We start from the raw sequence: 23388 nt of genomic DNA, 5'->3' as shown, positions 1-23388 counted from the left end.
TAATAAAAAGTTATTTCCGTAAAATTTTTTGAGCTATGAGGGCTCAAAATTTTCCAGAATAACTTTTTAACTTACACAGTTAGTGAGACACTACCCTATTAAATAAATTTAATCATTAGCAATGTAGTTTCTTAACCACAAACTAAGATTTTCATCAGGAGCTATGAGCAACTTTTTTCTTAAAGAATATCTTGTGTTTTCAATTGTCTTCAAACTTCTATAGGTATATGAAGCTATTTCTTTACTGGAAACCCCAATGTAAATATATGCGCTGAGAATTAATTCTGCGGTTGTAAATTTAGGATTTATATCCAACATTTTACCAAGAAACGTTGGATATACTTCCTGAAATCGAATCCAGAATTGTGGACTGTTGTCTTTGGCCAGTTGAATGAGATCCTCAAACGATTCATTCACCTTTTGCTTTAATTCTTTTGTTTCTTCTTCTTTTTTTAGAATAACTTCTTCTTTTCTTAAAATAACTTTTTCTTTTTCTAAAATAGAGATTTTTTTACGCTTTTTTACCTTCTGTATTTGTACGTAAGCTGCAAATAAAACAATCATCAACAGGGCAACTCCTACAAGTAAGAAAACCCTATAATTTTGTTTATATACTTCATTTTTCTCTTTAACTATTTTTTGTAGCGGAATCTCTATTATTTCTTTGTTTTTATTGTCAATACTATCGTTTATCAAAGTATATTTTTCCAAAGCTTTTAGACGTTCATTCTCATTTTTTTCCTCATCTTTATAAGTTTGATATAGGTTTTTATAAAGTTCTTTTTCTTCATTAGGTCTTTTTAATTCTTTAGCCAATTCTATTCCTTTAAGATAAGCTTCTGCAGACTTTTTATATTCCTTATTTTTATTATAGTACAAGCCTTTTGCATGTAAAAATATAATTTTCTGATAGGGCGTTACAGAAGAATCTAATTCTAACAGACCTTCCGAAACTTCCAAAAATTTCTTTCCTTTTATGAGATCATTTTTATAAAGGATATAGTTTTTTGCTAATCTTGTCGCTGAAATAACATCCTGCTTTTTACTGAAAGCCTTTTCAGCAGCTAATATAGAAGCGTTTATATCTCCTATCGCTTCATAACTTACAGCCTGGCAGCTATAAACATAAGCTAATGATTTTTCTCTTAGTCCATTATCTGCTATTTTTAACGCCCATTGTTCGGCTCTTTTATAATTATCAATAGCATTTTGTAATAGGGATAACATGGAATAATTCTTCCCCAATTCTGTATAAATTTTTGAATAGAGTTCCGGAATCTTAATATCCTTATTATAATCCAAAGCCTTGTCAAGATATGCCAAACTTTCTTTATAATTACCTAAATTATGATATAGATTTGCAACTTCAAAACAAGAATAAGCGGCTCCTTTTATATAATTCTGAGCTTTTGCATCTTTAATTAGTTTAATATTAAGTTCTATTGCCTCCTGGTACTTACCCTGTTTTCTCAGCGCATATGTTGTGTTGTAAAGAGAATCAATTTGGGACGGAGAACTCTGGCCACAAAACAGACCTGATAAGATAAGTAGCAACATTGCCAGAATACGATTTATGAAGAATGTTTTGCTATTTTTAAATTCTATTAGTTTTATATTCATTATAAAGTATCGTATACGATTTAAAGTCACCAGCAAATAATCTGATTTATAATTTAAAAGATATTATTAAGGTTTTTAAATATACAAAATTCAGTACTTATATTGGCTCTCTCAAATTTAAAAAATTTTCTTAAATAAATATGTTTTTATTTAATTTTTCAAATCAAACCATTAATAACTATAAAATATATTCTAATTTTTAAAAAACTCTCATCATTCAAAATAAGGTTACTATGTTTTCCCAAAAAAATGTAGTTTTTTTTCGACTTTTTTTACTTTTTCATTTTCAAAATAAATAACTAAAAACTCTTTAAATCCTAACCAGTTGGTACATAAATAATAGGTCCACTCTTTAGCTGGAAAATGATTAAATTGGAATCCCAATTCATCTTGAATATCTTTTTTTGATTTGCCTAAGAGTAAGTTTGTATCTATGTTTTTAAGTTCGGGATTCATAGTATTATCTTATAATAATTCATCATCATTATGAAAAAGACTTTAATTACAACCAAAGTCTAAATTAAACATGTATAAAGCAAAGATTGAGTAAATAAAAAAATTGATCTTGCGCCTATCAATTTATCCATACAAAAAGTTACAAAAGTGGGATTTTAGATTATAAAATCTTTTTAATTATCCCACTTTTGTCTCTAATTCATCATTTGCAAATTTAGAATCTATAGAAGTTTTTATTATAACTCCCTATAAAGCCACAATACTAAATTAAAGTAATCTTGTATAGTTTATGAAAGAAAATCTTGGCTAACAATTTTATGTTACTTCTAAGATTAGTAACATATGATCCTTTTTTGATAATTTTAGTATTGCAAAAATTTACGGGTGCAAAGTAAACAACTCTGCTTTTTTAAAAAAAATATGACATCCCCTAAAAACCCCCCAAATTATAAATCACTGATTATCAATGAGAAAAGTTTATTAATTCAATTTAAGATCTTCTAAAACCTTTTTTAAGACAGAATATTTAGAAACAACCACTCCATTTTTATCGATCAGAAAAATTGTAGGTGTTCCCTGAACTCCATAATTCTTAAAGTTAACTCCTGTTCTTCCTTCAAAATCGCAGAATGTATCTTTCCATGGAAAATCAGAGGACTTACTTTCGAAAATCTGCTGAGACTTATCTGCTGAGATCGCAATAATTTTCACTCCTTTCTCTTGTAATTTTTTATAAGCATTTGGTAATTGTTGAAGAAGTTCTTCGCAAGGCCCACAGCCACTTTCATAAAAAATGATCAGTGTATATGCAGTATCCGCAAAGTCCTTAGCCGATAAATTAGTTGTCTGGTGATTATGATCTTTTATATTTCCTATGTGTTTTGTAATAATCAAATCCGGAGCAGTTTTACCAAGAACTGAATTTTTGTAAATAGATAAATTTCCAGAATAGTCATGTATTTTAGAAGATTGCAAAACAATCGGAGTAATCAATTCTATTTCTTTATCTTTTCCGTATTTAGAAAGATATGATGTTATAGTTGATATGAAAGATTTATATTTCTCATGATCAGGAATCCGATTGGATAGTTTTTTAAAATTATATAGAAAAGAATTATCATTTTCTGCGGAGGACGTATTAATTTCAGCCCAAACATCCAAAACAGCAGTCCAAAATCCCGATGTATATAAAAGATTTATATCTACGTGATTGGTAATATAGTCATTAGTATCTCTATAGATCATTTTAGTATCGTCTGTTAAAGAAACCGGAATTCCATTGATAATATTGACGATAGGAAATAAACGAGAAAAATAATCTTTGTCTTCTGCCAATTCTTTCTTAAAGTCTTCAAAAGCATTCTGCTGAACCTTTAGTTCTTTTTCAAATACAGGATAGAGTTTATCCTGAGTATTGTAAAACTTCATCACCGCATTCATTGCATTAAATTTGCCAACAAGCTCTCGCTGCCTATTATTTATATCATTAATCTTACTAAGAGGATTATAACCCTTAAATAAAAGATTATCTGTGGTTGGCTGTTCTTCTTTACAACTTACAGCATATCCAAATCCGGGAATTGCGAGATCCAATCCGCCACCCTCTGAACTATTGGTAATAAGCCACCTGGACATTCCTGTGTATGGTGAGTATTCTGAAGGTATCCTTAGTTCAAATTTTCCATTTTCAGGAATCGTATCCTGAATAAGCTTTATCTCTTTTCCTCCATTAAAAATAACGAAATCATATGTTTTTCCTGCAAACCTTGGAAAATCCATATTTATGGTTTGCGCTTTTGGAATAAAAATATAAAACAATAGGGTGAAGATTGATAAGCTTTTTTTCATAATATATATTCATTACTTGTTGTTAAAAATTTCAATAAAATAGGCAAGATATATATGAAATATTTCTTTACACATATATATCTGTTATATCTGCGGGTATAGATTTTTATACGTCTGCTAATATAATTTTACACTGTTATTAAGCGGGTACAATAAGACCATAATTGATTATCTGTAATAAGTATTCTATAAAACCTAATCGTAAATAAAACACGACAGCTTAAGCTGTCGTGTTTTTTTAACAGACCTTTTTCAATTTTAACCGCTATTATATTGTAGCTAAAATTAGTGATCTTATTCTCTTATACATCTAATCTGATACGCATCCGCTTTAGAAAAATTCCCAGTTACACCAAGGGTACCAGTCGCAAAAAGATAAACAGCATTAGCATATTGCCAACTTGTACCTTGAGTACTCGACCAAGCATTGGCACTGTTACCTATATTAATAACCTGACCTTTAACCCCTGCTCCGTTAGTTCCTAAAGAAACCGCACCTGCCGCAGGAAAAGTAAGCCACTTTGTACTTGCATCAGGTCCGAAATGTATAGCCTGAGTATATGGATTTGTAGGCGATACTACATTCTGCCAAACACCTGTTTTAGTCATTACATTATTATTCTTAACTTTTTGCCATTCAGCACTACTTGGTATACGATAGCCAACAGGACAAGGATCGTTTGCTGTTTTACCACTAGCATTTAACCAAGAATCCCCATTCCTAAAATTTCCATAAAGAGAAATAGGATTTTGGTAAGCCTTAATATTCCAATTTTGTATCGCAGTAGCTACAACGGCATTACCAGGCTTAACTCTTAGTGGTGCTGCATAGCCCAACAATGCATTATTATCAGCTGTCTGCCAATCTATAACAGAATTCCCTGTAAGATTTGGACCGCGTTCTCCCCACTGCAGATAAGATCCCATTATATCTATAGAAGGGACATTTGGATCTTTAGTTGTATCAGCTCCTAAATTATGGCATAGAAAATCTCTGTATTCTCCATTACCCATATTGGCTATACAGCAAGAACAGTCTTTTACTGAAACAACCACCTTTTGCTGTACTGTAGTACCTCCGGTAGCACCATTATTATAAATTACATAAATTTCTGCAATTAAAGCATTCTCTGAAGTAAGTCCGGCAGCTTTACCAGCTTGATTCAAATCCTGATAATAGTTCACTGTAGCAACTACAGGAGTCGTAATATTATTCCCGGGATTTCCTCCGCTAATGCTTTGGATCACATCACCATTTTTATTGACAAACGCAAATCTTACATTATTTACAGATCCGTTTGGCGTGAATGTATATGAGAAAGTATGGTTGGTTGCAAAATTGGTTTTATCCCCAGCTCTTGATACCTTAGTTCCGCATCCTTCCGCAGAGTCATTTACTTCAACAACATCAAAACAAACCTTCCCCCCTAAAGTTCCTGTACCTGTAGGATATGATCCGGGAGAAACACTTACAGGAATAGATATTGTACAGTTTTTAGAACCAAAAATCACATTAAAATTAGCTGTAGAGCCAGATCCTGAAGGAGTACCCGTTACATCAAATATAAGATTACCATTACCTCCATTAGCAAGTGTTCCTGCTCTTAATTTCAATGAAAGCCCTGTAACTCCGGTAGAGTTCACTCCTACGCCTGCACTATAAGCACCTCCATTTCCATTAGTATATGGAATAGTTACAGTACCATTAAATGCCTGATTAAAGTATGCCATATTAGGACTGATAGTTGCTGTACCACAATCTAAAGATGATACATCTGCCGAAGGAAGATTCACAGGTATAGAAAACGAACAGACCTTATCAACAAAAGTAAAATTAAAATTCGCTGTACCGCTTTGGGAAGGAGTTCCTGATATAGTTAAGGTTAAATTAGCATTGCCATTAGCAAGATCTCCTGCCGGTAAGCTGGCTACAAGACCTGCTACTCCGGATGATGATACAGAAACAGCAGAATATGGTCCTCCATTTCCTCCCTCATATCCAAAACTATAGGTAACACCAGAAGCAGCTTGTCCTGCAGTAAGGCTTCCTGTAGTACTTCCACAAACAATATTCGATATTGCCCCCTGTATGGAAACGTTTATCTTAAAATCACAAGACTTATCTCCAAATGACAGAGGAAAAACTGCTTCTCCAATACCTTGAGGAGTACCGGAAATAGTAAAGAACAGTTCTCCATCTCCATTGTTAACAGAACCAGCATTAAGAACAGCAACCAAACCTGTTACGCCTGTACTGTTGATGATCATCGTATTGTATGCTGCTCCGTTTCCTGCTGTATATGGGACTTTAACAAAAACTCCGTTAGAAGAAACCCCGGAAAGCAAGGTACCGGTAACAATAGCATTAAGACATTGTAAATCTGCTACCACAGGTTTTGATATAGCCGTTCTGGAAAAGCTGCATCCATTGGATACATTGAGATTATAAGAATAAAGACCAGCCGCCACGGGTATACCTACAGCGGTTAAAACAATATTTTGAGATCCGGTACCAGTAAATGTACCTGAACCTGCAAAAACAACTCCATTATTACTTACACTAATATCATATGAGCCTATTGTTGCAACATCTGCAGTAATAGTTTGCGTTACTCCACTTACAGTTTGCCCTACTACCATTTCTCCAGTGGAAGCTGTACCGCAATTCCAACTGTTGACATGTGCGGTTCCATTGCTTGTACCGTCTTTCACGTCCATTGTGAAGCTACAGCTTGGTGAGGTATTTAAGTTATACGTAAAAGTTCCTGTAGCAGAAGGAGTTCCTACCGCAGTAAGTGTAATTTCCTGCACCCCTGTAGTAGTGAATACACCACTGGCAAAAAATGTAACACCATTAGCCGTAGCTGTAATAAAATAGTTTCCTGGTTTCTCTACAGTAGCTATCACCGTATGAGTAACTCCATTAGCAGGAATACCTGTACTCAATATTCCTGATGTTCCACCCGAACAGTTATAACTGCTTACTATAGCCGATCCATTAGAAGAAGGATCTCCTCCAACACATTCCCATTTTGGAGTAGCGGGTGTTCCATTATTTATCTGAAAACAGGGAACTGAGGTGTTAAATATCATAAGTCCACTAGCCGGGTTCACAATACTATTCCTATCCGCAGTTGTCATTCTGGGAATCAGAACTCCTTTGTGAGTTGCTGTCCCTTGCGGATTGGAAACAATATCCAAAACGGCTGAAGGATCAGGAGATGTTGTGTTTATCCCAACGCCTCCATTACTTTGTGCCATTGCTATATTTACAAACGATGTAAAAATAGCAAGTAATAATACTTTTTTCATAATTTCATGTTAATTAAATATATTTTTTTACTAATAATTAATTGTGTTTAATTAATTCCTAAAAAATCACAACTTTACATTTCATCTTTTTTTTATTTTCTCATTCTGTTTTATATTTTATTAGTTATAATTAAAGTTCTTAACTTATGATAGAAAGTTAAAATGAGAAAAGAACAATAATAATGTTCAGAAATTCTTCATACAGGTTATTTTATAATATATTTTTTTTTCCAACTGGCTAAAGTATTTCTACTCATTTTAAATTCTGCTGCTACTTGTGTATTTGTAAGATGATTTTCTTTCTGATATTCTAATATTTTAAAAATGGTATTTTTATCATAGCATTTAAATTTTTGATTTTTATTTTCTTCACTTTCATTCTCTCCAAATATTATTTTATTAATATTAATTACATCCAAACATGTAAACTGTTCCTTATTAAGAATGCTAGCACACTGTTCCTTTTTAAAAGGATATTTCAGATCTATCATATCTGAATAAATTAATTTATAATTCGGATTCCCTTTTTTCATTGTATTTTTGAAGCCATTTATATAAAGTTGTCTTTGGGATTTTATATTGATCAACTACTTCTTTTCTTGTTTTCTTACCTGTACTTACCAACTCAATGATAAAATCTATTAACTCTTTTGTATAAATACTTTTTCTGAAATTTGGCAGTTTATTTTTTACATGTTTATTTGGAATGTGGTGATCAGTTTTAGGGGGAGAATATAATATAAGATGCTGTGAATAAATTCTAAAAAAATCATATTCCAAGAGTTTTGACCACTTTAAAAGTTCATTTAGATCAATACTCTCCGACCTATACATTTCCTCAATTCTCATTGAATCATATTTAAAAAAATTGCAAATTCTTTGATTGTCTATTTTGTTATACTCAACTTCTCGTTTCAACAAATTACCAATATGTATTTGCTTAAAATTTATCATACAACTGATTTTTTTATAATTACTACAATAACAAAAATAATGGCTGCAAAGTAATTGATAACTGCAATGATAAACTAAAAAACCACCTCTCAAATACCTCTCAAATACCCCTCAAACACCCCTCTCAAATCTTATTAAACACTAAAAAACAACAACTTAAATATTTGCCAATTAAATTTACAAAGCAATATTCGAAATAATAAGATAAAGGCAAATTAACGCTCTGAAGATCTCCTAAATCACAAAAGTTGCCAGGCAAGGAGTCCGAAAGAGGGAGTACTTTTGAGAGAGCCTCATGGCATTCATATGCAAAGCGAAATATAAAATTTTAAGATTTTTTTTACTAAAAGCACTTATCATAGTAACATAAAGCAATTGTATTGCAAAAACACTTTCAATTATAAATAGAAGAATATTAATTATAATAGAGACTATCAAATCTTAATTCCTTAAACTGCATTAAAAAAACTTCTATATTCTAAAAAAGAATATAGAAGAAACATATAAAAAGTTAAAATGAATAATAAATTACAGGAACTTAATAATGGAATGCTATCATAAAATATACTTATTTACATTTACCAATTTCTCTATAATCATCTAAATCTCACTTATCCAATTTAATTCCTGTAATTTGAGGTTGCAAAGAAAGCATAAAAGATTACTTACTTAAAATAAGTTTACCCTCAAATTGACCCTAAATATATATATTTGACTTACTCATAAAAAACACTTATGTTTTATCTATTTTTTTTATGATTTTTTTTAACCTAAAAAAAACTTCCTCTCCGAAGTCTCCCAACTTTTCACTACAGAAAAATAAAATCCACCTATCTCTTCCTAATTATATTCCCGTAAGAAAGATATAATTTAACATGTAAAATGTTGCTGCCAGCCCAAACGTATGTCATAAAAAGTGGATTCCGAAACTGAAGCATTCCTATACTTTACTCAGTAGAAATTAAAACAAAAATCCCAGCTTTCGTTGGGATTTTTAATCTAATTCTATATTTTTATAAGGTTACCTTATTGTTAAACAGCTCTACTCTACAGTTTTGTGCCTTCCCTCCTTTAGAATTTTTATCTGCAATCGAGTTTTTGCTGCCGAAGCCCTCTGCGGAAATTCTTGATTGATCTGAAGTTCCCAAACTATCCCCTTTTAAAGCAAATGAAAGCTAATAAGCAAATCCAAGTCTGTTTTTAACATGCTTACTTTCTTCCTCTCTTAATTTCTGATTGGTCATGATCTCATGTTCTTTATTTTTTTGGATAACCTTAAACCAATGTATTGCGGGAATCAGCCCGTTGGAATGTAATTCAAGCCTGATGATGAACTCATCTGTCGGCTTTCGATGGTTATTAATATATTGGCTAAGTACAGCTGGCTTCACATCCACCTCAACAGCAAAGTCTTTATCTTTTTTGTCTTGTCTGTTAACGTACTCATTTAAAAAAAATCCAAAACTAAACGCTTCCAGATATTGGCTGCTATCTATATAGTCTTCCAATTGAAACTTTAGCTGTAACAATCTTGAATACATTTTCTGACTGTGAGTGCGATTGTCAAATTGTTTCCAGCGAACTGCCCAGAAGTCTTCCTCATCTTTTTTCTCCTTCGTATTCAAAACTTGATCAGCAGGAAAGACAAAAGCATCCGCAAGTTCTTCACCTGTAAATTTTGAAAAATCTGTTTCCTTAATTTCCTTCCTGTTTGTCTTCATAATATTCCTGAATTAATTGTAATGAATTTTCTCCTTCAGTGATCAAATATATTTTGGTTGACTGTAATCCATATTGCCGCATATAATGTTTTTCAAGCTTTGTTTTTGGTTTTAAGCATACATATCCTCCAAATCCTTTTTTGAAACTTTGCGAAGAGAATTAACAACCTATCTCTTCCCAATTACATTCCGCGTAAGATAGATATAATTAAACATACAAAACGTCGCCACCGCCCCGAAAGTATGCCATAAAAAGTGAGTTCCGAAACTGAACCATTCCCATTTGTCAGCGATGCGGAAGGTGAGTGCCAAAACAAATGACAACACGGCAAATCCTACCCATTTGCCCGCTTTCCATTGGGTATAGATCAAATACCTTAGTACCGAAAAAACTACAAATGAGGCCATGATGGCGTAATTGACATTGATAAAAAGAGAAGGATTACCGATAAGAATCCAGTTTCTCAAACCCAGCATCAATATCAGACATCCCAGAACCATTGCAACCGCATAATACCATCTGGTACTCTGCGCTACAAAATAAAATCCGGCAGAAAGGCAGAGCAGCATAATAGGCAGCCAATCCATCATAATAAATACCGGCCATTGCCTGAATGAGTGGTAAACCGTTCCCCCAATAGCACCAATGTATAATAAAACCAGGCAGTAGGTTAAAAAAGGATATTCTTTGTAATGACCTTTCAATTTAAGCGTCCAGAAAACGGCTATGGCTAAAAAAAACAGGGCAGTTATTGCATTGAAAGGCTCAGGGAACAACTGAGTCATATCTGTTTCTTTGTATAACAGGCCTCCGTCCGGAGGTATCAGGTTTATCGGCATTGTTTTTTTTTATATTGGTATCTACAGGCAAGGCAGCGTGCAAAATAAAAACACAAGCCCTGTTTCTAAACATCACTAAAACCTATATCCTATTAAACTTCCTCTAAATATAGAAAAAATTATGGCATCATATGCCTGGATCTGCCGATTCTGTTTTATAAAAATGTTAATTCTGCTCCTTATCCCAATAAACAGTTTGGTGATAAAACACAGATCACTTATATTTCTGACGCATCAAGACCGTTTGGGCTATTTACTTCTTCTTACAACTTCTTTTACGCCTCCTTTTGTCAGAATTATAGAATTGTAAAGGCCCGCACTGTCCGGAATAAACTCAATGGTTCTGTCATTATTATCTGCTCTGAAAAATTTGTTTTTAGATTCTGGGATGAGTTCCATTTCCACACTGTTAAAATAAAGCTTACTGTCAATTTTCAATATGTCAATTTTATCATACTTACCCATATATTGATCATATAAATCGGGGTTTATTTCAACCCTGTGATGTTTGTAAGGAAGTTCCACCTCTTTTCCCAATGCAATAGCGGAAAGTCCATAACTTATAATATAGGAAAATGATTCATTATTGGAAAGTACGGTCACGAAGAGTTTGTCGTCCGTAAAGCGGTTAAAGGAAGTCATTGTGCCGAAAAAACCTCCGTCATGAGCAATTAATTGATGCCCGTGATTGTAAAACGGATTGATTATAAAGCCATAGCCCCAATTTTCAGCTCCGTATGGACTAAACATGAGCTTCTTCATCTGTGCAGAAAGAATATTTGTTCCATATAAAGCTTTATCCCATAAGGCCAGATCTTCAACCGTGGAATAAACGCCATCATGGCCTACATTAATCTCCCAGTTGATAAAGGGATTATGAATAAGCCCGCTTTCTGCCTGATAGTAAGCCTTTGCTTTTTTTTCAACAATCGATTCATTATTACTAACGCCGGTATTCTTCATTCCTGCTTTTTCAAATATATTCTTCTTTAAGAAAACAGCATACTTCTCGCCTGACACTTTTTCAATGATCTTAGCCAATAAATAATAGCCGATATTGCTGTATCCGCTTTTAGTTCCCGGGGAGAACTCATAAGGTATTTTCTTTATTTTGGCATACGCGGAATCTTTATCCATTGAGCTTAAAGCTATTTCTTTAAAACCCATAGCCAGCCCTGAGCTATGTGATAATAACATATGGATCGTAACACTATCAGCCTTTGGGTAATCTGGTAAAAATTTACTCAGTTTATCATCAAGAGACAGTTTTCCTTTTTCAATCAGCAGAAGTATAGCGGTGGCGGTAAATTGTTTTGTTACTGAGGCCAGCTGAAATTTAGTATCTATGGTATTTTTAATATTCCACTCATAATCTGCCAGACCGTACGCTTTTTTTAGTAAAACCCGGCCGTTTTTCGATACAAGAACAGCTCCGCTAAAATTATTTATTTCAACCTGAGCCTGCATATATTTCGCAAGGTTTGCTGACCCATTTTTCTGCCCGAAAATAAAAACCGGGAATAAAAGTATTATTAGGATTGGCTTCATAAACTTTTGAATGACATGATTAAGCTGCAATGTTACTACTTAATCCATCATCATCATTGTATTTTTGTAAACCCTGCTAAATAAACATCCATTTTATGAATCCTTTTTCAAGTGTTGTTATTTTTGAAAAAAAGACTTTTGGCGTAAAACCTGTTAATTTTTTAAAATCCCTGATCATGTGTGACTGGTCAAAATAATCCAGACTATAAGACAAACCCGCTCTGTTTTTGTCGTCAGGCCGGCTTTGAACTGCTGCCCTGAATCTGATAATTTTTTTGAACTGAGAGGGTGTTTTACAAATATGCTGATCAAAATGTTTGTTGATCGTTGTTCGTGACCTACCCGTTGCATAAGACAGCTTCGTTATAGATTGGTTGATATTATCTGTATGGAGCATTTCTGTGAGTACTTCTGTCAGCAGGACATCTTCAAAGGGACGAAATTTTGAAAGCCAATATGATTCCAACGCCTTTATTTTTTCTTCAGGATCTTTTGTGGAAAGAATAGCAGCCATGGTTTCTTTATAATCCTCATATGGACTAAAATCCGGAAAGCTCCCCTCGGAATAACATCTCAGATTATTCGGTATAAAAGGATTGATCCCTAATGGCTTGAAGTAGGTAGTAATTTCATTGATTACGCCTTCATAGCTAACCAATACCGGTTCATTAAAATCGCTTACCAGGTTTGTTTCAATTGGGTTGGACGAGCAATACCTGGTTGTTATTTTATTTTTGGTGACCAGGGTTTCTGTTTTCTCACTGGCAGTGACAATGGTATAGATACTCGGAAAGGTAAAATAAGCAGCTGAGGGTTCTTCAGAGGTCTGCTCGAGAATATAAAAGCATTCAATATATTTTTTTAGTACAGGGTTTTCAGGTCTATAGATTTTTATGGTCATTCTTTTTTGGCTTTTAAATTTATGTGAATCCAGCTCCATTAGCCAATATCTTTTTTCCTGGATTAGAAAAGGAAAGATACAAACTAAAATGCTCAACAGAATTCAAAACATAATAAATAGTTGCTAAAATCCCTTCATAAAATCCCCCCTATAAAAACAAAAATCAGAGTAGATGGTTCTCTACTCTGATTAAGATTTGATTAGCAATTATTTAAAATCCTGCTATGAATTATCTGAAAAAAGCATATCTTTTTCAGTGACAGGTTTTGTTACTTTATCATTTATATACACAGGTATTCCACCCACCCAGGTTTCCAGTACCGGAATGTCTCTCATTTTCATATATTGCAATGAAGGGGTATTTAATGAAAGAGGGTCTTTTTCCAAAATAACAAAATCTGCAAAGAAGCCTTTATTTAAGGAACCTACCCATTTATCAGCATAACACTGCCAGGCAGCATCATAAGTAACGGCAATCAAAGCCTGTTCCGGGGTAAGACGTTCCGCAGTGTTCAACACTTCAATATCATTAGGATTCTTTTCCATGATTCTGGTAATCGATTGTTCCATCATTCTTAATGGTCCCAATGGACTTACCTCATTGTCACTGTGAAGGGTAATTCTCATACCGGCAGCAAGCGTAGAACCGCAAAGATCAAGCATTTGCGCCTTTTCACCGAAGATCACTTCTTTAAAAGCGTAGCCCCAGTAGCCCACGTGCCCGATAAGGAAGCTTGGGGAAACCCCAATTTGAAGCATATTGGTAATTTGCTCCGCCGTCAGCAGTGAACAGTGTTCTATACGGTTACGAAGCTCCGGACCTCTATATTGGGCTAAACTGCGTTGATACGCATTAATGGCAAATGTTACCGCCTGATCTCCATTGGCATGAACCATTAGCGGCCAGCCTTTTACAGCTACCACGCTATTAATTAATGTATTATAGCCTGGCGGAATTGTATGGGCAGGAATACCTGCCTGCGGAAAATTAAATACTCCGGTATTGTTTGCAGGATCACAAAGATAAGGAGTACTCTGATATCCTGTTAAACCTTGGTTAGAGCCATCTGAAACTACTTTGATATGACCGTAATAGACAGGTTTATAATGCTCCGGCTCTTTATAGTGCTCCAGTTGATCAACATCTTCCTGACTGGAACAAAGATATGCCCCGCCTGTTCTTACCCGTTCAGGATGAGTTTCGAAATATTTGCTTAAAAGGATTTCTGAGCCTTTATTCAGCCCGGCATCATACATAAAAGTAACTCCTCTTGAATTGGCAGTATTGAAAAGATGGGTAAGATACCGGTTAATCTCTATACTCATCGCAATAATCTGAAGCTTTACTGTCTTCAGTGCCGGAGTCATTTGTAAGCCTTCCTGCAGCTGGCCTTTTGTCTCACTGATATATTTGTCAACCGTTTTATACTCGCTTTTTATATCAGGATTATGATTAAATACATACTCCAGCGCCTTTGTATTCAGATAAAGGGTGTGCATAGAGGCGCTTAACAGCATCATGGGAACATCATGATTAATGGTATCAAGTATTACATTATCAATCGTTATCAGCTCTTTTTTGCCCTCTTTTTCCTTAAAAGGCATTAAAGACGGATCCAATCCTCTGCCCAAAATAACAGCTTCGGGAATTTTGGGAATGTGACTGTTGATGATTGTTCCCACAGATGCCAGGTCATATACAGCCTTCAAATTCTGTCCTTCAAAAGGGCTCAGATCCAGCCAGCCCTGCATCATTGCAGTTGGAACCATATGAACGTGAGGCTCTATCAGACCGGGAAGTAAAGTTTGAGTACCGGTTAATTCTTTTTTTTGAAATCCCTGATAGTTCTCTTTCATATATTCTTCTACCTGATCTTTTGTACCGGTTACCACTACTTTTCCATCAGCAATTCCCACGGATTCAACGGTATCTGTTGATCCTCCAATCATAGGACGGATGATTCCTCCGCTTATCATCAGAGTTTGTGGTTTTTCGTGGATGGCTTTTCCGGAACCCGGATTTATTTTTGTCATATTTTCTGCACTGAAAAGTTCTTCTTTAAGAACATCCAAAACAGGATTGTGGCAAGAGCAATGGGTGCAGCCATGGGTGTGATTGTGTGATTTTTCCATAGGAATAATTGGATTTAAGGATTTATTTAAGCTTAATTTTGCTTGTATCAATTTTTAATTATGTCTATCCTGATGTACATAGAAATACAGGCCTCTCATCAGGTGAGGCTTATTTGTCATTTAAATTGAAAAGGATTTTTTAAGGTTCTATGTCAGGTTGAATTCGGGAATGTGAATAAATTTCATATATTTTCATGTTTTAGTTTATTTTATAAAAATAATAAAAATATTCATTCAAAATATTTTTTATCACTAAATATTGATTAAATTTCAATATCTAAAATTGTAATTTACAGTACGTTCCTGTTTAATTCACAAGTACAACCTGATAACCGCCATACAGCATCAGGCAATGCATGCATGAATCTTTAACTGAAAACCATCATCAAGCTATTTTCTTTCTTATGAAATAACATATTAAAAATCAACTCCAGAAGCCTTTAAATGATTACATTAGCAAAGAATTAAAATGCGCTGAGATTTCTATGAAAAATATGTTCTGTGTATTGCTTCTTTCAATGGTACAGCCTGTACTGGCACAAACCAAATTAGAAAAAGCAATTACTAATCTTGAGAATAATTACGAACAGGAAAAAGTATATGTTCTTACCGATAAATCGCAATATGCCGCTGGTGATAAGATTTGGTTCAAAAGTTTTGTGTTTGACGGTTATAACCGTTCCGCATTATCCACTACTCTGTTTGTTGAGCTGTATAATTCTGATAAAAAATTAATAGACTGGAAAACAATACTCCTTACCAATGGTGAAGGCAGCGGAGATTTTCAACTGAAAGAAGATCTTCCTGAACAGGTATATTTTGTAAGAGCTTATACTCCTTACATGACCAATTTTAATGAAGATTTCCAAATTGTCAAAACAATTCCGGTTTATAATCCAAACTCTTTGGAATCCCTGGTCATTGCAAAAAGCTCCGATTGGTCTGCCAAAGTTTTTCCGGAAGGCGGAACTTTCATTAACGGTATGCCTACAAAATTTGCGGTAAGGTTATCTTCCAATTCTTCGCTGCCGGAAAACTGGTCCGGAAAAATTATAGACAGCCAAAATCCCAACACTGCTGTTACCACATTCAAGTCTTTTGATAAAAATGTTGCTTCTTTTAAGATAACTCCGGCATCAGGAAAGAAATATCAGGCCATTATTCAGGATAATACAGGAAAAAGCCAAACAATAGATCTGCCACAAGTTGCAGACAGCGGCCTGAATATAGAAGTTTCAAGTTCCAAAGAAGGGATAAAGTATAACTTAAAAGGTGTTAATCTAAAACAACAGCTTCAGGGTTATAAAATTATCGGACTCATCAATAATCATCTTGCTTACAGAGCCAATATCAACCATCTGACCAATGAAGCATCAAGTCTTATTCCCACGAAAATCAGTAATGGCGCTAATGGTATTCTGCAATTGGTTATTTTTGATGAACAGGATAATGTGGCTGCACAAAGGCTTTGTTTTATAAAACCTGGTAATTTAAAGATTGAGAAAGCGGAAATAGTAGGTCAGAGCTTAAAAACAACGCCAAGAGCTTTCAACAGTATTGATCTTTCTCCGGAATCTTATTTCAAAAACTATACGGTTTTGGTAAGTGAAGATAACGGAACTCAAACTCCGGAAGCAGATAATATTCTGAGCGCACTTTGGTTAACGGGAGATTTTACCACAAGAATAGACAGCCCGGCCCAATACTTCTCCAAGAATACCAATACTGAAGCTTTGGACGCCCTGCTTATTTCTGAAAACTGGAAAAGATTCGACTGGAGTTCAGTACTCAGCGGAACTGCTCCCGTCATTAAAACCCCATCACAAAAATACCTTTCTTACAGGGTAAAACCCATTAAAAACAATGCTCTTCTGCCCAATACGAATGTCAATTTATTAGCAAAATCCGGCCAAAACCAGCCTGCATTCAGCCAATTCAAAACAGATCAAAACGGATATATTTATTTAAATAACCTCAATAATGATGAACCGCTGGAAATTACAGCCTTTGTCAATTCAGAAAATAAAGAATCAGGAAATGATGATTTATATGTCACCATAGAACCGTTAGTTACTCCCTCTCAATTTAAAGGCAATTTCCCGGCAACTCAATATACATTGGTAAAAACGGACAAAAATAAAAACCTGCCTTCAACAATTTCCAGAGCTATCAACACTCAGAAAAACATTAAAAAGAAAGAAAGTAATGATATACAAATCCAGGCAATAGCTTTAGTAGGAAAAAAGAAAGATCCGAAAGCAGAGCTTGAAAAACAGCTGTCCAGCGGAATGTTCAGTTCCTTAAATTCAACTGTATTTGATTTCGTTAATGAAGATCAGCATATATCAGGATCAAGCAATATTTTAGACTGGCTGCAGGGAAGAGCTGCGGGCTTAACATTTCAGAAAAACAACTCAGGAGCAAGCGTACCTTATATCCGAGGCCAGCAAGCTAAACTATTTTTAGATGAAATACCTACTGATCCTACCATGATTTCCAGTCTTCCGGTTAATAATATTGCGATGGTAAAAATCATTAAAGGATCCGGATTAATAGGTGATGCCGTAGCCATCTACACGATGAAGGGGAATATGAAATCTAAAAGTAATGAAAAAGAAACGAGGAAGAACAACTCATCCATCATCAAAGGATATGATAAACCTTCTGAATTCCCTATTGAAATGATAGATGACGATGCTCCGGAAAAAATTGAAAATGATACCCGCGAAACACTGTACTGGAATCCTAATTTATTTGACAGCGACTATGTTCCTCCAAGAATCAAATTCTTTAATAATGACAGTGCAAAACAATATAAAGTGTTGATCATAAGCTTTGATGAAGACGATAATCTTCTTTATGACCAGCAGGTTTTACAATAATCATATGGGACAAGTTATATTGAGCTTGTCCCTTTTTATTAAAATGAATATTGATGTAATAAACAGGGATACTAAGGTTATTTCAGAACGGTATCATAAATTGTATTCAGAAGATCCTGTCTCATTTTAGAGTTTCTCTGATCAAGAAGGATAATAATTCCCCATTTTTTAGCCCTGTTGTAACATATGATGGAAGATTGTCCCATAGAATCTCCGGATTTTAAATAGAGCGTATTTTGATCATCCGTTGAGATATTCAAACCTAATCCCATCTCTCTTTTGTCATCTTTGTAAAAGATTTTTTCCCCTATGATGGAAGCCTGTCCTACTTGGGTCTTATCATTTAGTACAGCCTTTAAAAACCTGATCATATCAGCTGAATTAGATTTTAACAATCCCGCAGGAGCAGTCACATTCCAATAGAAAAATTCCTGAATTCCTCCATCCGGATTATGGCCGGTTGTTCTGTTTTTCACATTAAAATCTTTCGTTAATGTAGTGGTCATTTTCAGGGGAGCTGTTAATTTTTCTCTTACAATGACATCATAGCTCTTCCTATATACCTTTTCCAGAATCTGTCCCAATAAAGTATAGCCAATGGTAGAATACCGGTATTTACCATAATCTTTCAGCTCACTGCAGGTATTGATTAAAGTGGTCAAGGTATTTTGGTTAACATTGCTTATAGGCTGCTGAGGATTCAGTTCTATTAATTTTGGAAAGTCGATGTCAGGTAAACCAGATTGATGGGATGCGAGATCTGAAATTCTGATTTTGTTTTTAAGATTTTGATGCAACACATATTCTTTGGGAAGGAAACGGTCTATATAATCATCCAGTTTTATCTTGTGGTCTATCACTGCCTGGGCAATTAAATTGGCAGTTAAAATTTTAGTAATCGAAGCAATTTCGAACAGAGAGTTTTTGTCGATTCTGCCTTTACTTTCCTTACTTACATTGCCATATGCAGTATAGTATTCTTCATTGTTACTGATAAAGCCAACACTGATTCCTACCTCTGGATTTTTTTTATAATTATCCCGGATGATAGAATCGATTTTTGTGGAAACTTTTTGTCCGAAAGAAAAACTGCTTAAGAATAACAGTACTGCTAAAAATTGAAATGACGTTTTCATTGTATCATTGTTTAATGTTAAATATTAATTTCGATACAAAGATGTGGAAGCTCCTCAAGACAGGCGACCGAATAAAAGTAATCGTCCCGATTGATCAGAAAAAATACGTTCGAATCATTCCAAAAAAGCGTATGGGTAATTACAAATTACTGTATTACAAATTTTTACGATAAAGCGTAGGCGTAGTCCCCGTATGCTTTTTGAAGGCTGTATTAAAAGAAGATTTTGAATTGAATCCCACTTCATACAGAATTTCAAGGATCGTCACCTTACTTTTGGTTTCATCTTTTAACATATTCATTGCATTTTCTATGCGATAGGTATTTACAAAATCATAGAAATGCTGCCCCAATTGGTGATTGATCAAAAGAGACAATTCGCGCACAGGAATTTCAATTTCACCGGACACATCCTGAATGGTGAGAGAAGAATTAAGAAAAGATTTTTTCTCAGTCATATAGTTTTTTAATCTCAAAAGCTTCTCATTATATTCTATGTCGCTTACCGCAGATTCTTCATTGCCTTTCTCTTCCGAAACCAGCTCAGACACCAGCTTCAATTTTGAATCTACATTTCTGAAAAGCTCAGGATGATTCAGTGCTTTGAAAAGATACCAGCAGATAATAAAAAGGGATAATAATAAAAGTCCAGCCTTTATCTCTTCTGAAATATGAACATACTCTGAAAATTTCAGGATGTTCTTTAAAAGAGCAATGCTATATACAATGCACAATATAACCGTAAACTGAAACAGCCAGTTGTAGGAGCTTATACTTTTCCCTGCATAATTTTCAAGATAAAGCGTCTTCGATTTTCTCAATACCCTGAAAACCGCAACAAAATAAATGATCATCTGAACATGGAGGAGAATATGATTAAACTTCAGTTCTATCATATTTTGCCGGTTTTCAATAAAGAAAATTTTGGATGCAGTATCTACACCATAAAAACGAGGCACTAAAGTAAGATTAGTAATGATAAACGGAAGCACATGCAGCAGGTGCTGAGGTTTCAGTTTGAAATCCGAATAACAAACGGATAATACATAGAGATAAAAAACCGGAATTTGCAGGAAAACAAACATGTTTTTGAACATTCCCAGATTAGACGGCCCACCTTCCATCCCATAAAATAAAGGATCGCAAATATCTATAGCGTTCAGGATGAGAAAAACAGCAAATAGAACATTGCTTACCCTGTGTCTGGTCTTTACAGTAAGGAGGAAAACAGCAAGAAGTACAGAAATGAATATAGAAACCGAAGCTATAATAATTAATAAATTACTCTTATCCATTCCTTATCATTCTTTGTTTTGGGTTATTATATTTTTAAGTTTTTACGGGTATTCTGGCAGTCTTCCAAGAGCCCTGCCCCAACCCATGCAAATATAAAAATTTGATTGATACCGGCTGTTTTTTTTATCTATCATATATGTGTAAGGCTGGAAGGTGGGAACTGGACGTTATGAAGGTTCTCAGAATGCCCTGCTGCCTCACGAATCCTTTCATGTGGCTTTTACGATTACAAATCAAGCATTCTAAAACAATAAAATATCCTTGTCAAGTTTTAAAACCTTGACAAGGATACCAAAACATAAGTCTCTTTGTCTGAAACACCTACCGGGCATGCAAAAACAGTTCTTTGTCTTTTTATATAAAATGGTCCTAACATATTATAAAGGTGTGTAAACAACGGACATAGTAGCTTCCAACTGTCTGTATGTACCTCATTTATCACATTGGCTGTATGCATGAAATTCTTCTCCTGCATTTAATATAAAAACAGCAGTAATATTGGTATATCCATTTCCCATATAATTAGATCCATAATGCTGGGTAAGTTTGTTTGCTGTAGTCCTTACCCCTACTGTTACTCCTCTGTAGTGGTTTTGTGCCAATGTCCCTTCAGGAACCTGGTCAAAGTGGGCTGTGATATTTATGGTGTATAATCCTGTCTTGACTGCCTTAAACGTGCCGTTATCAACTCTCGTCAGATAGGTATTATCAGAAAGACGGGTATTTTCAAACCACATGATGGCCGAGGAGCCATCTCCCGGTTTAGCGGAAGGACCTGTTCTTGTAGCAACCAAAACACTGGCCGGTGTTGTGATGTCTACTTTTTTAGCAACTCCGTTAGCATCCAACGCCATTAACATGTCCGTACTATTCAACATGGATGCCGGAACATCTCTGAATCTTACATTTCCGTCTACATCCAGCTTTTGCGTGGGAGACATTGCATAATTGGCATCGGAACGCCCTATTCCCATACTCCCATTCTCGTTAATTACAACAGCGGGCCGGTCACTGGTAGAAAATGTAAGAGCTGAAGAATTGCTTGTCCCGTTTCCCCAGTAATTAGCTTTTATCCCTGCTAATGGAAAATTAGCTCCTGCAATCTTTCCATTAAAGGATAATTTTCCAAGCTCTGTTCCGGAAGATAAATTAGTGCTTCCTGTTCTTTCCAGATTAATCAACGGAGAACTATTGGTTGCTTGAACCTTCAGCTGATTACTGTTAGCGTTGTCGTTTTCTTTTATATGCAGGGCTGTATCAGGTAATTCAGTTCCTATCCCCACTCTTCCGTTGTCTTTAATAACGAAATCGGTGTTGGAAGATCTGGCGGCTCCGGTAGAGGCTGCTCCTAATTTTACCATTGTATTGGACGGATCATCAATGAAAGCATCTGTTGTAGGATCCCCAACGGTGACAGCTCCCGAGTTCAGTTTTTGCCAGCGGTTCAGGTTGCTGTCAAAATAAAAATACCCTGTGCTGGTAACCTCTGCTGTCTGCCCGCCGGGAGCTGTATCAGCAGCTGTTACATACACCATTGCCCCTTGCTGTTTTGGGGTATATGTCTTTTCTCTGAGTTGTGCTCCCGTAATTCTGGGAGCAATAATACCATCGAATACATTAGTAGAGGTGGGCTTACCTACTACATCCAGGCTGGCCTGAGGATTTGGTGTATTAACACCTATTTGCGAGAACACCTGAAGGCTAAGCATAAAGCCTCCAAGTAATAGAAATTTTTCTTTCATTATTTGATCATTTTGTTTTTATAAATGTAAGGAGATAAGAAATATACCAACAATATGCGCATACATCAAAAATGCATTTTTAACAAATTATTCATACATCAACAACTCATTTACCTACTACATATGTCATACGTAAGGGATATATTAAAAATATCTTTTCCTTTTGCTCTCAATATAAATATGAAAAAAAATCTTTGTCAAAGCTTTAACCCATGACGAGGATAGCATATACATCTTTTTATCCAAAAGTTGTATTGTACTGGCAAAAACAGGACACTGTTTTTTACTTTAGCCGTACTAATATTTTGAGACTTTTTACATCAGGAACAATGGAGAATATTCAAAAAAAACATCATCTTTCAAAAGAAAGTCCCAAATATTCCGTTTAATTCTTAAATTTGGCTTATGCGAAAGAATTTTTATTTCATCATTATATTATGTATGCTTACCAGTTGCTATACCTACCAGGTAAAAAAGCCAGTAGATCCGGCTGCCAACAATAATCAAGGTCCTAAAAAGAATACCGCTGTAGCTAATAATACTTCCCAGCAAATGATGGATACCAGCACTTCAGCTCCAATTCTGAGTGCACAGCCCACCCCTGCTCCTATCAATGTTCAGGAAAAATTGGCTGCAGGTAAAAATGTCAGAATTGAAGTAGACAACAAAAGTTATAAAGTAATTGTTGACCGTTGGGAAGGAGACAGCCTGGTAGCACATCCTGTTCGAAATGCCAAAAAAAGTCTGAAGTTCCATAAGAACCAGATCAATAGCGAGAGAATTGCAGAAAAACGCTTTTCACAGCCCATTGCTGACATTCTTACTGTTACGGCTTATGCTGCTATTGGTGTCGGAATCTATCTTCTGGTCAAATAGTTTTTTAAAATATCCTATTCTTCAAAGTTTCCCTGGTTCGAACCAGTAAAAATTCTGAAAATTGACAGAATAAGAAGATCTTGAAATAAAATCCAACAAAATAGACTGTCTTGTTCAGACAGTC

General features: G+C 34.9%; 16 protein-coding genes. 2 read left to right on the top strand and 14 right to left on the bottom strand.

Annotated features, from left to right (window positions below; all coding sequences use genetic code 11):
- Positions 1-108: 108 nt before the first annotated feature.
- The 11 genes from BW946_RS07890 to BW946_RS07840 form a co-directional block, all read right to left on the bottom strand.
- Positions 109-1620, bottom strand: a complete 1512-nt coding sequence (locus tag BW946_RS07890; RefSeq protein WP_076595650.1) for a tetratricopeptide repeat protein — start codon at positions 1618-1620, stop codon at positions 109-111.
- A 231-nt stretch (positions 1621-1851) separates the two neighbouring features.
- Entirely contained in the window at positions 1852-2076 is a 225-nt protein-coding gene (locus tag BW946_RS07885; RefSeq protein WP_076595649.1) for a hypothetical protein, read from the bottom strand.
- A gap of 480 nt (positions 2077-2556) precedes the next feature.
- Positions 2557-3855: a peroxiredoxin family protein gene (locus tag BW946_RS07880; protein WP_170872064.1), complete on the bottom strand. Its 1299-nt coding sequence runs from the start codon at positions 3853-3855 to the stop codon at positions 2557-2559.
- Between the two features lie 363 nt (positions 3856-4218).
- On the bottom strand, positions 4219-7236 hold the full coding sequence (locus BW946_RS07875; protein WP_076595647.1) for a fibrobacter succinogenes major paralogous domain-containing protein: 3018 nt from the start codon (positions 7234-7236) through the stop codon (positions 4219-4221).
- A 206-nt stretch (positions 7237-7442) separates the two neighbouring features.
- Positions 7443-7769, bottom strand: a complete 327-nt coding sequence (locus BW946_RS07870) for a transposase (RefSeq protein ID WP_076595646.1) — start codon at positions 7767-7769, stop codon at positions 7443-7445.
- Positions 7744-8190, bottom strand: a complete 447-nt coding sequence (locus BW946_RS07865) for a helix-turn-helix domain-containing protein (protein ID WP_317043148.1) — start codon at positions 8188-8190, stop codon at positions 7744-7746. Before BW946_RS07865 ends, BW946_RS07870 begins: the two co-directional genes overlap by 26 nt.
- A gap of 1175 nt (positions 8191-9365) precedes the next feature.
- Positions 9366-9911, bottom strand: a complete 546-nt coding sequence (locus BW946_RS07860; RefSeq protein ID WP_076595645.1) for a helix-turn-helix domain-containing protein — start codon at positions 9909-9911, stop codon at positions 9366-9368.
- A 168-nt stretch (positions 9912-10079) separates the two neighbouring features.
- Positions 10080-10751 (bottom strand): hypothetical protein, encoded by a 672-nt coding sequence (locus tag BW946_RS07855; protein WP_076595644.1) that lies wholly within the window; start codon positions 10749-10751, stop codon positions 10080-10082.
- A 249-nt stretch (positions 10752-11000) separates the two neighbouring features.
- Positions 11001-12299 (bottom strand): serine hydrolase domain-containing protein, encoded by a 1299-nt coding sequence (locus tag BW946_RS07850; RefSeq protein ID WP_076595643.1) that lies wholly within the window; start codon positions 12297-12299, stop codon positions 11001-11003.
- 76 nt (positions 12300-12375) lie between these two features.
- A complete protein-coding gene (locus tag BW946_RS07845) occupies positions 12376-13200 on the bottom strand; it encodes a helix-turn-helix domain-containing protein (protein ID WP_170872063.1) in 825 nt (274 codons plus the stop codon).
- Between the two features lie 222 nt (positions 13201-13422).
- Positions 13423-15333 (bottom strand): amidohydrolase, encoded by a 1911-nt coding sequence (locus BW946_RS07840; protein WP_076595641.1) that lies wholly within the window; start codon positions 15331-15333, stop codon positions 13423-13425.
- A 485-nt stretch (positions 15334-15818) separates the two neighbouring features.
- On the opposite strand from BW946_RS07840, the gene BW946_RS07835 reads away from it, so the two are divergent.
- A complete protein-coding gene (locus BW946_RS07835) occupies positions 15819-18215 on the top strand; it encodes a TonB-dependent receptor plug domain-containing protein (RefSeq protein ID WP_076595640.1) in 2397 nt (798 codons plus the stop codon).
- Positions 18216-18292: 77 nt separating this feature from the next.
- Here BW946_RS07835 and BW946_RS07830 read toward each other — a convergent pair whose 3' ends face one another.
- The 3 genes from BW946_RS07830 to BW946_RS07820 form a co-directional block, all read right to left on the bottom strand.
- Positions 18293-19351, bottom strand: coding sequence for a serine hydrolase domain-containing protein (locus BW946_RS07830; RefSeq protein ID WP_076595639.1), 1059 nt, complete (start codon positions 19349-19351; stop codon positions 18293-18295).
- Between the two features lie 154 nt (positions 19352-19505).
- Complete coding sequence (locus tag BW946_RS07825) at positions 19506-20645, bottom strand: helix-turn-helix domain-containing protein (RefSeq protein WP_076595638.1); 1140 nt, start codon at positions 20643-20645, stop codon at positions 19506-19508.
- Positions 20646-21077: 432 nt separating this feature from the next.
- The gene (locus BW946_RS07820; protein WP_076595637.1) at positions 21078-22388 is read right to left on the bottom strand and encodes a hypothetical protein; all 1311 of its coding nucleotides are present in this window, start codon (positions 22386-22388) and stop codon (positions 21078-21080) included.
- Positions 22389-22793: 405 nt separating this feature from the next.
- Here BW946_RS07820 and BW946_RS07815 point away from each other — a divergent pair, with 405 nt between their 5' ends.
- The gene (locus BW946_RS07815; RefSeq protein WP_076595636.1) at positions 22794-23264 is read left to right on the top strand and encodes a hypothetical protein; all 471 of its coding nucleotides are present in this window, start codon (positions 22794-22796) and stop codon (positions 23262-23264) included.
- Positions 23265-23388 lie beyond the last annotated feature (124 nt).

The organism is Chryseobacterium sp. RU33C (assembly GCF_900156015.1).
Lineage (GTDB): Bacteria > Bacteroidota > Bacteroidia > Flavobacteriales > Weeksellaceae > Chryseobacterium > Chryseobacterium candidae.
Note: the sequence above shows the minus strand (reverse complement) of the source record. Positions and strands in the feature narration are given on the sequence as shown.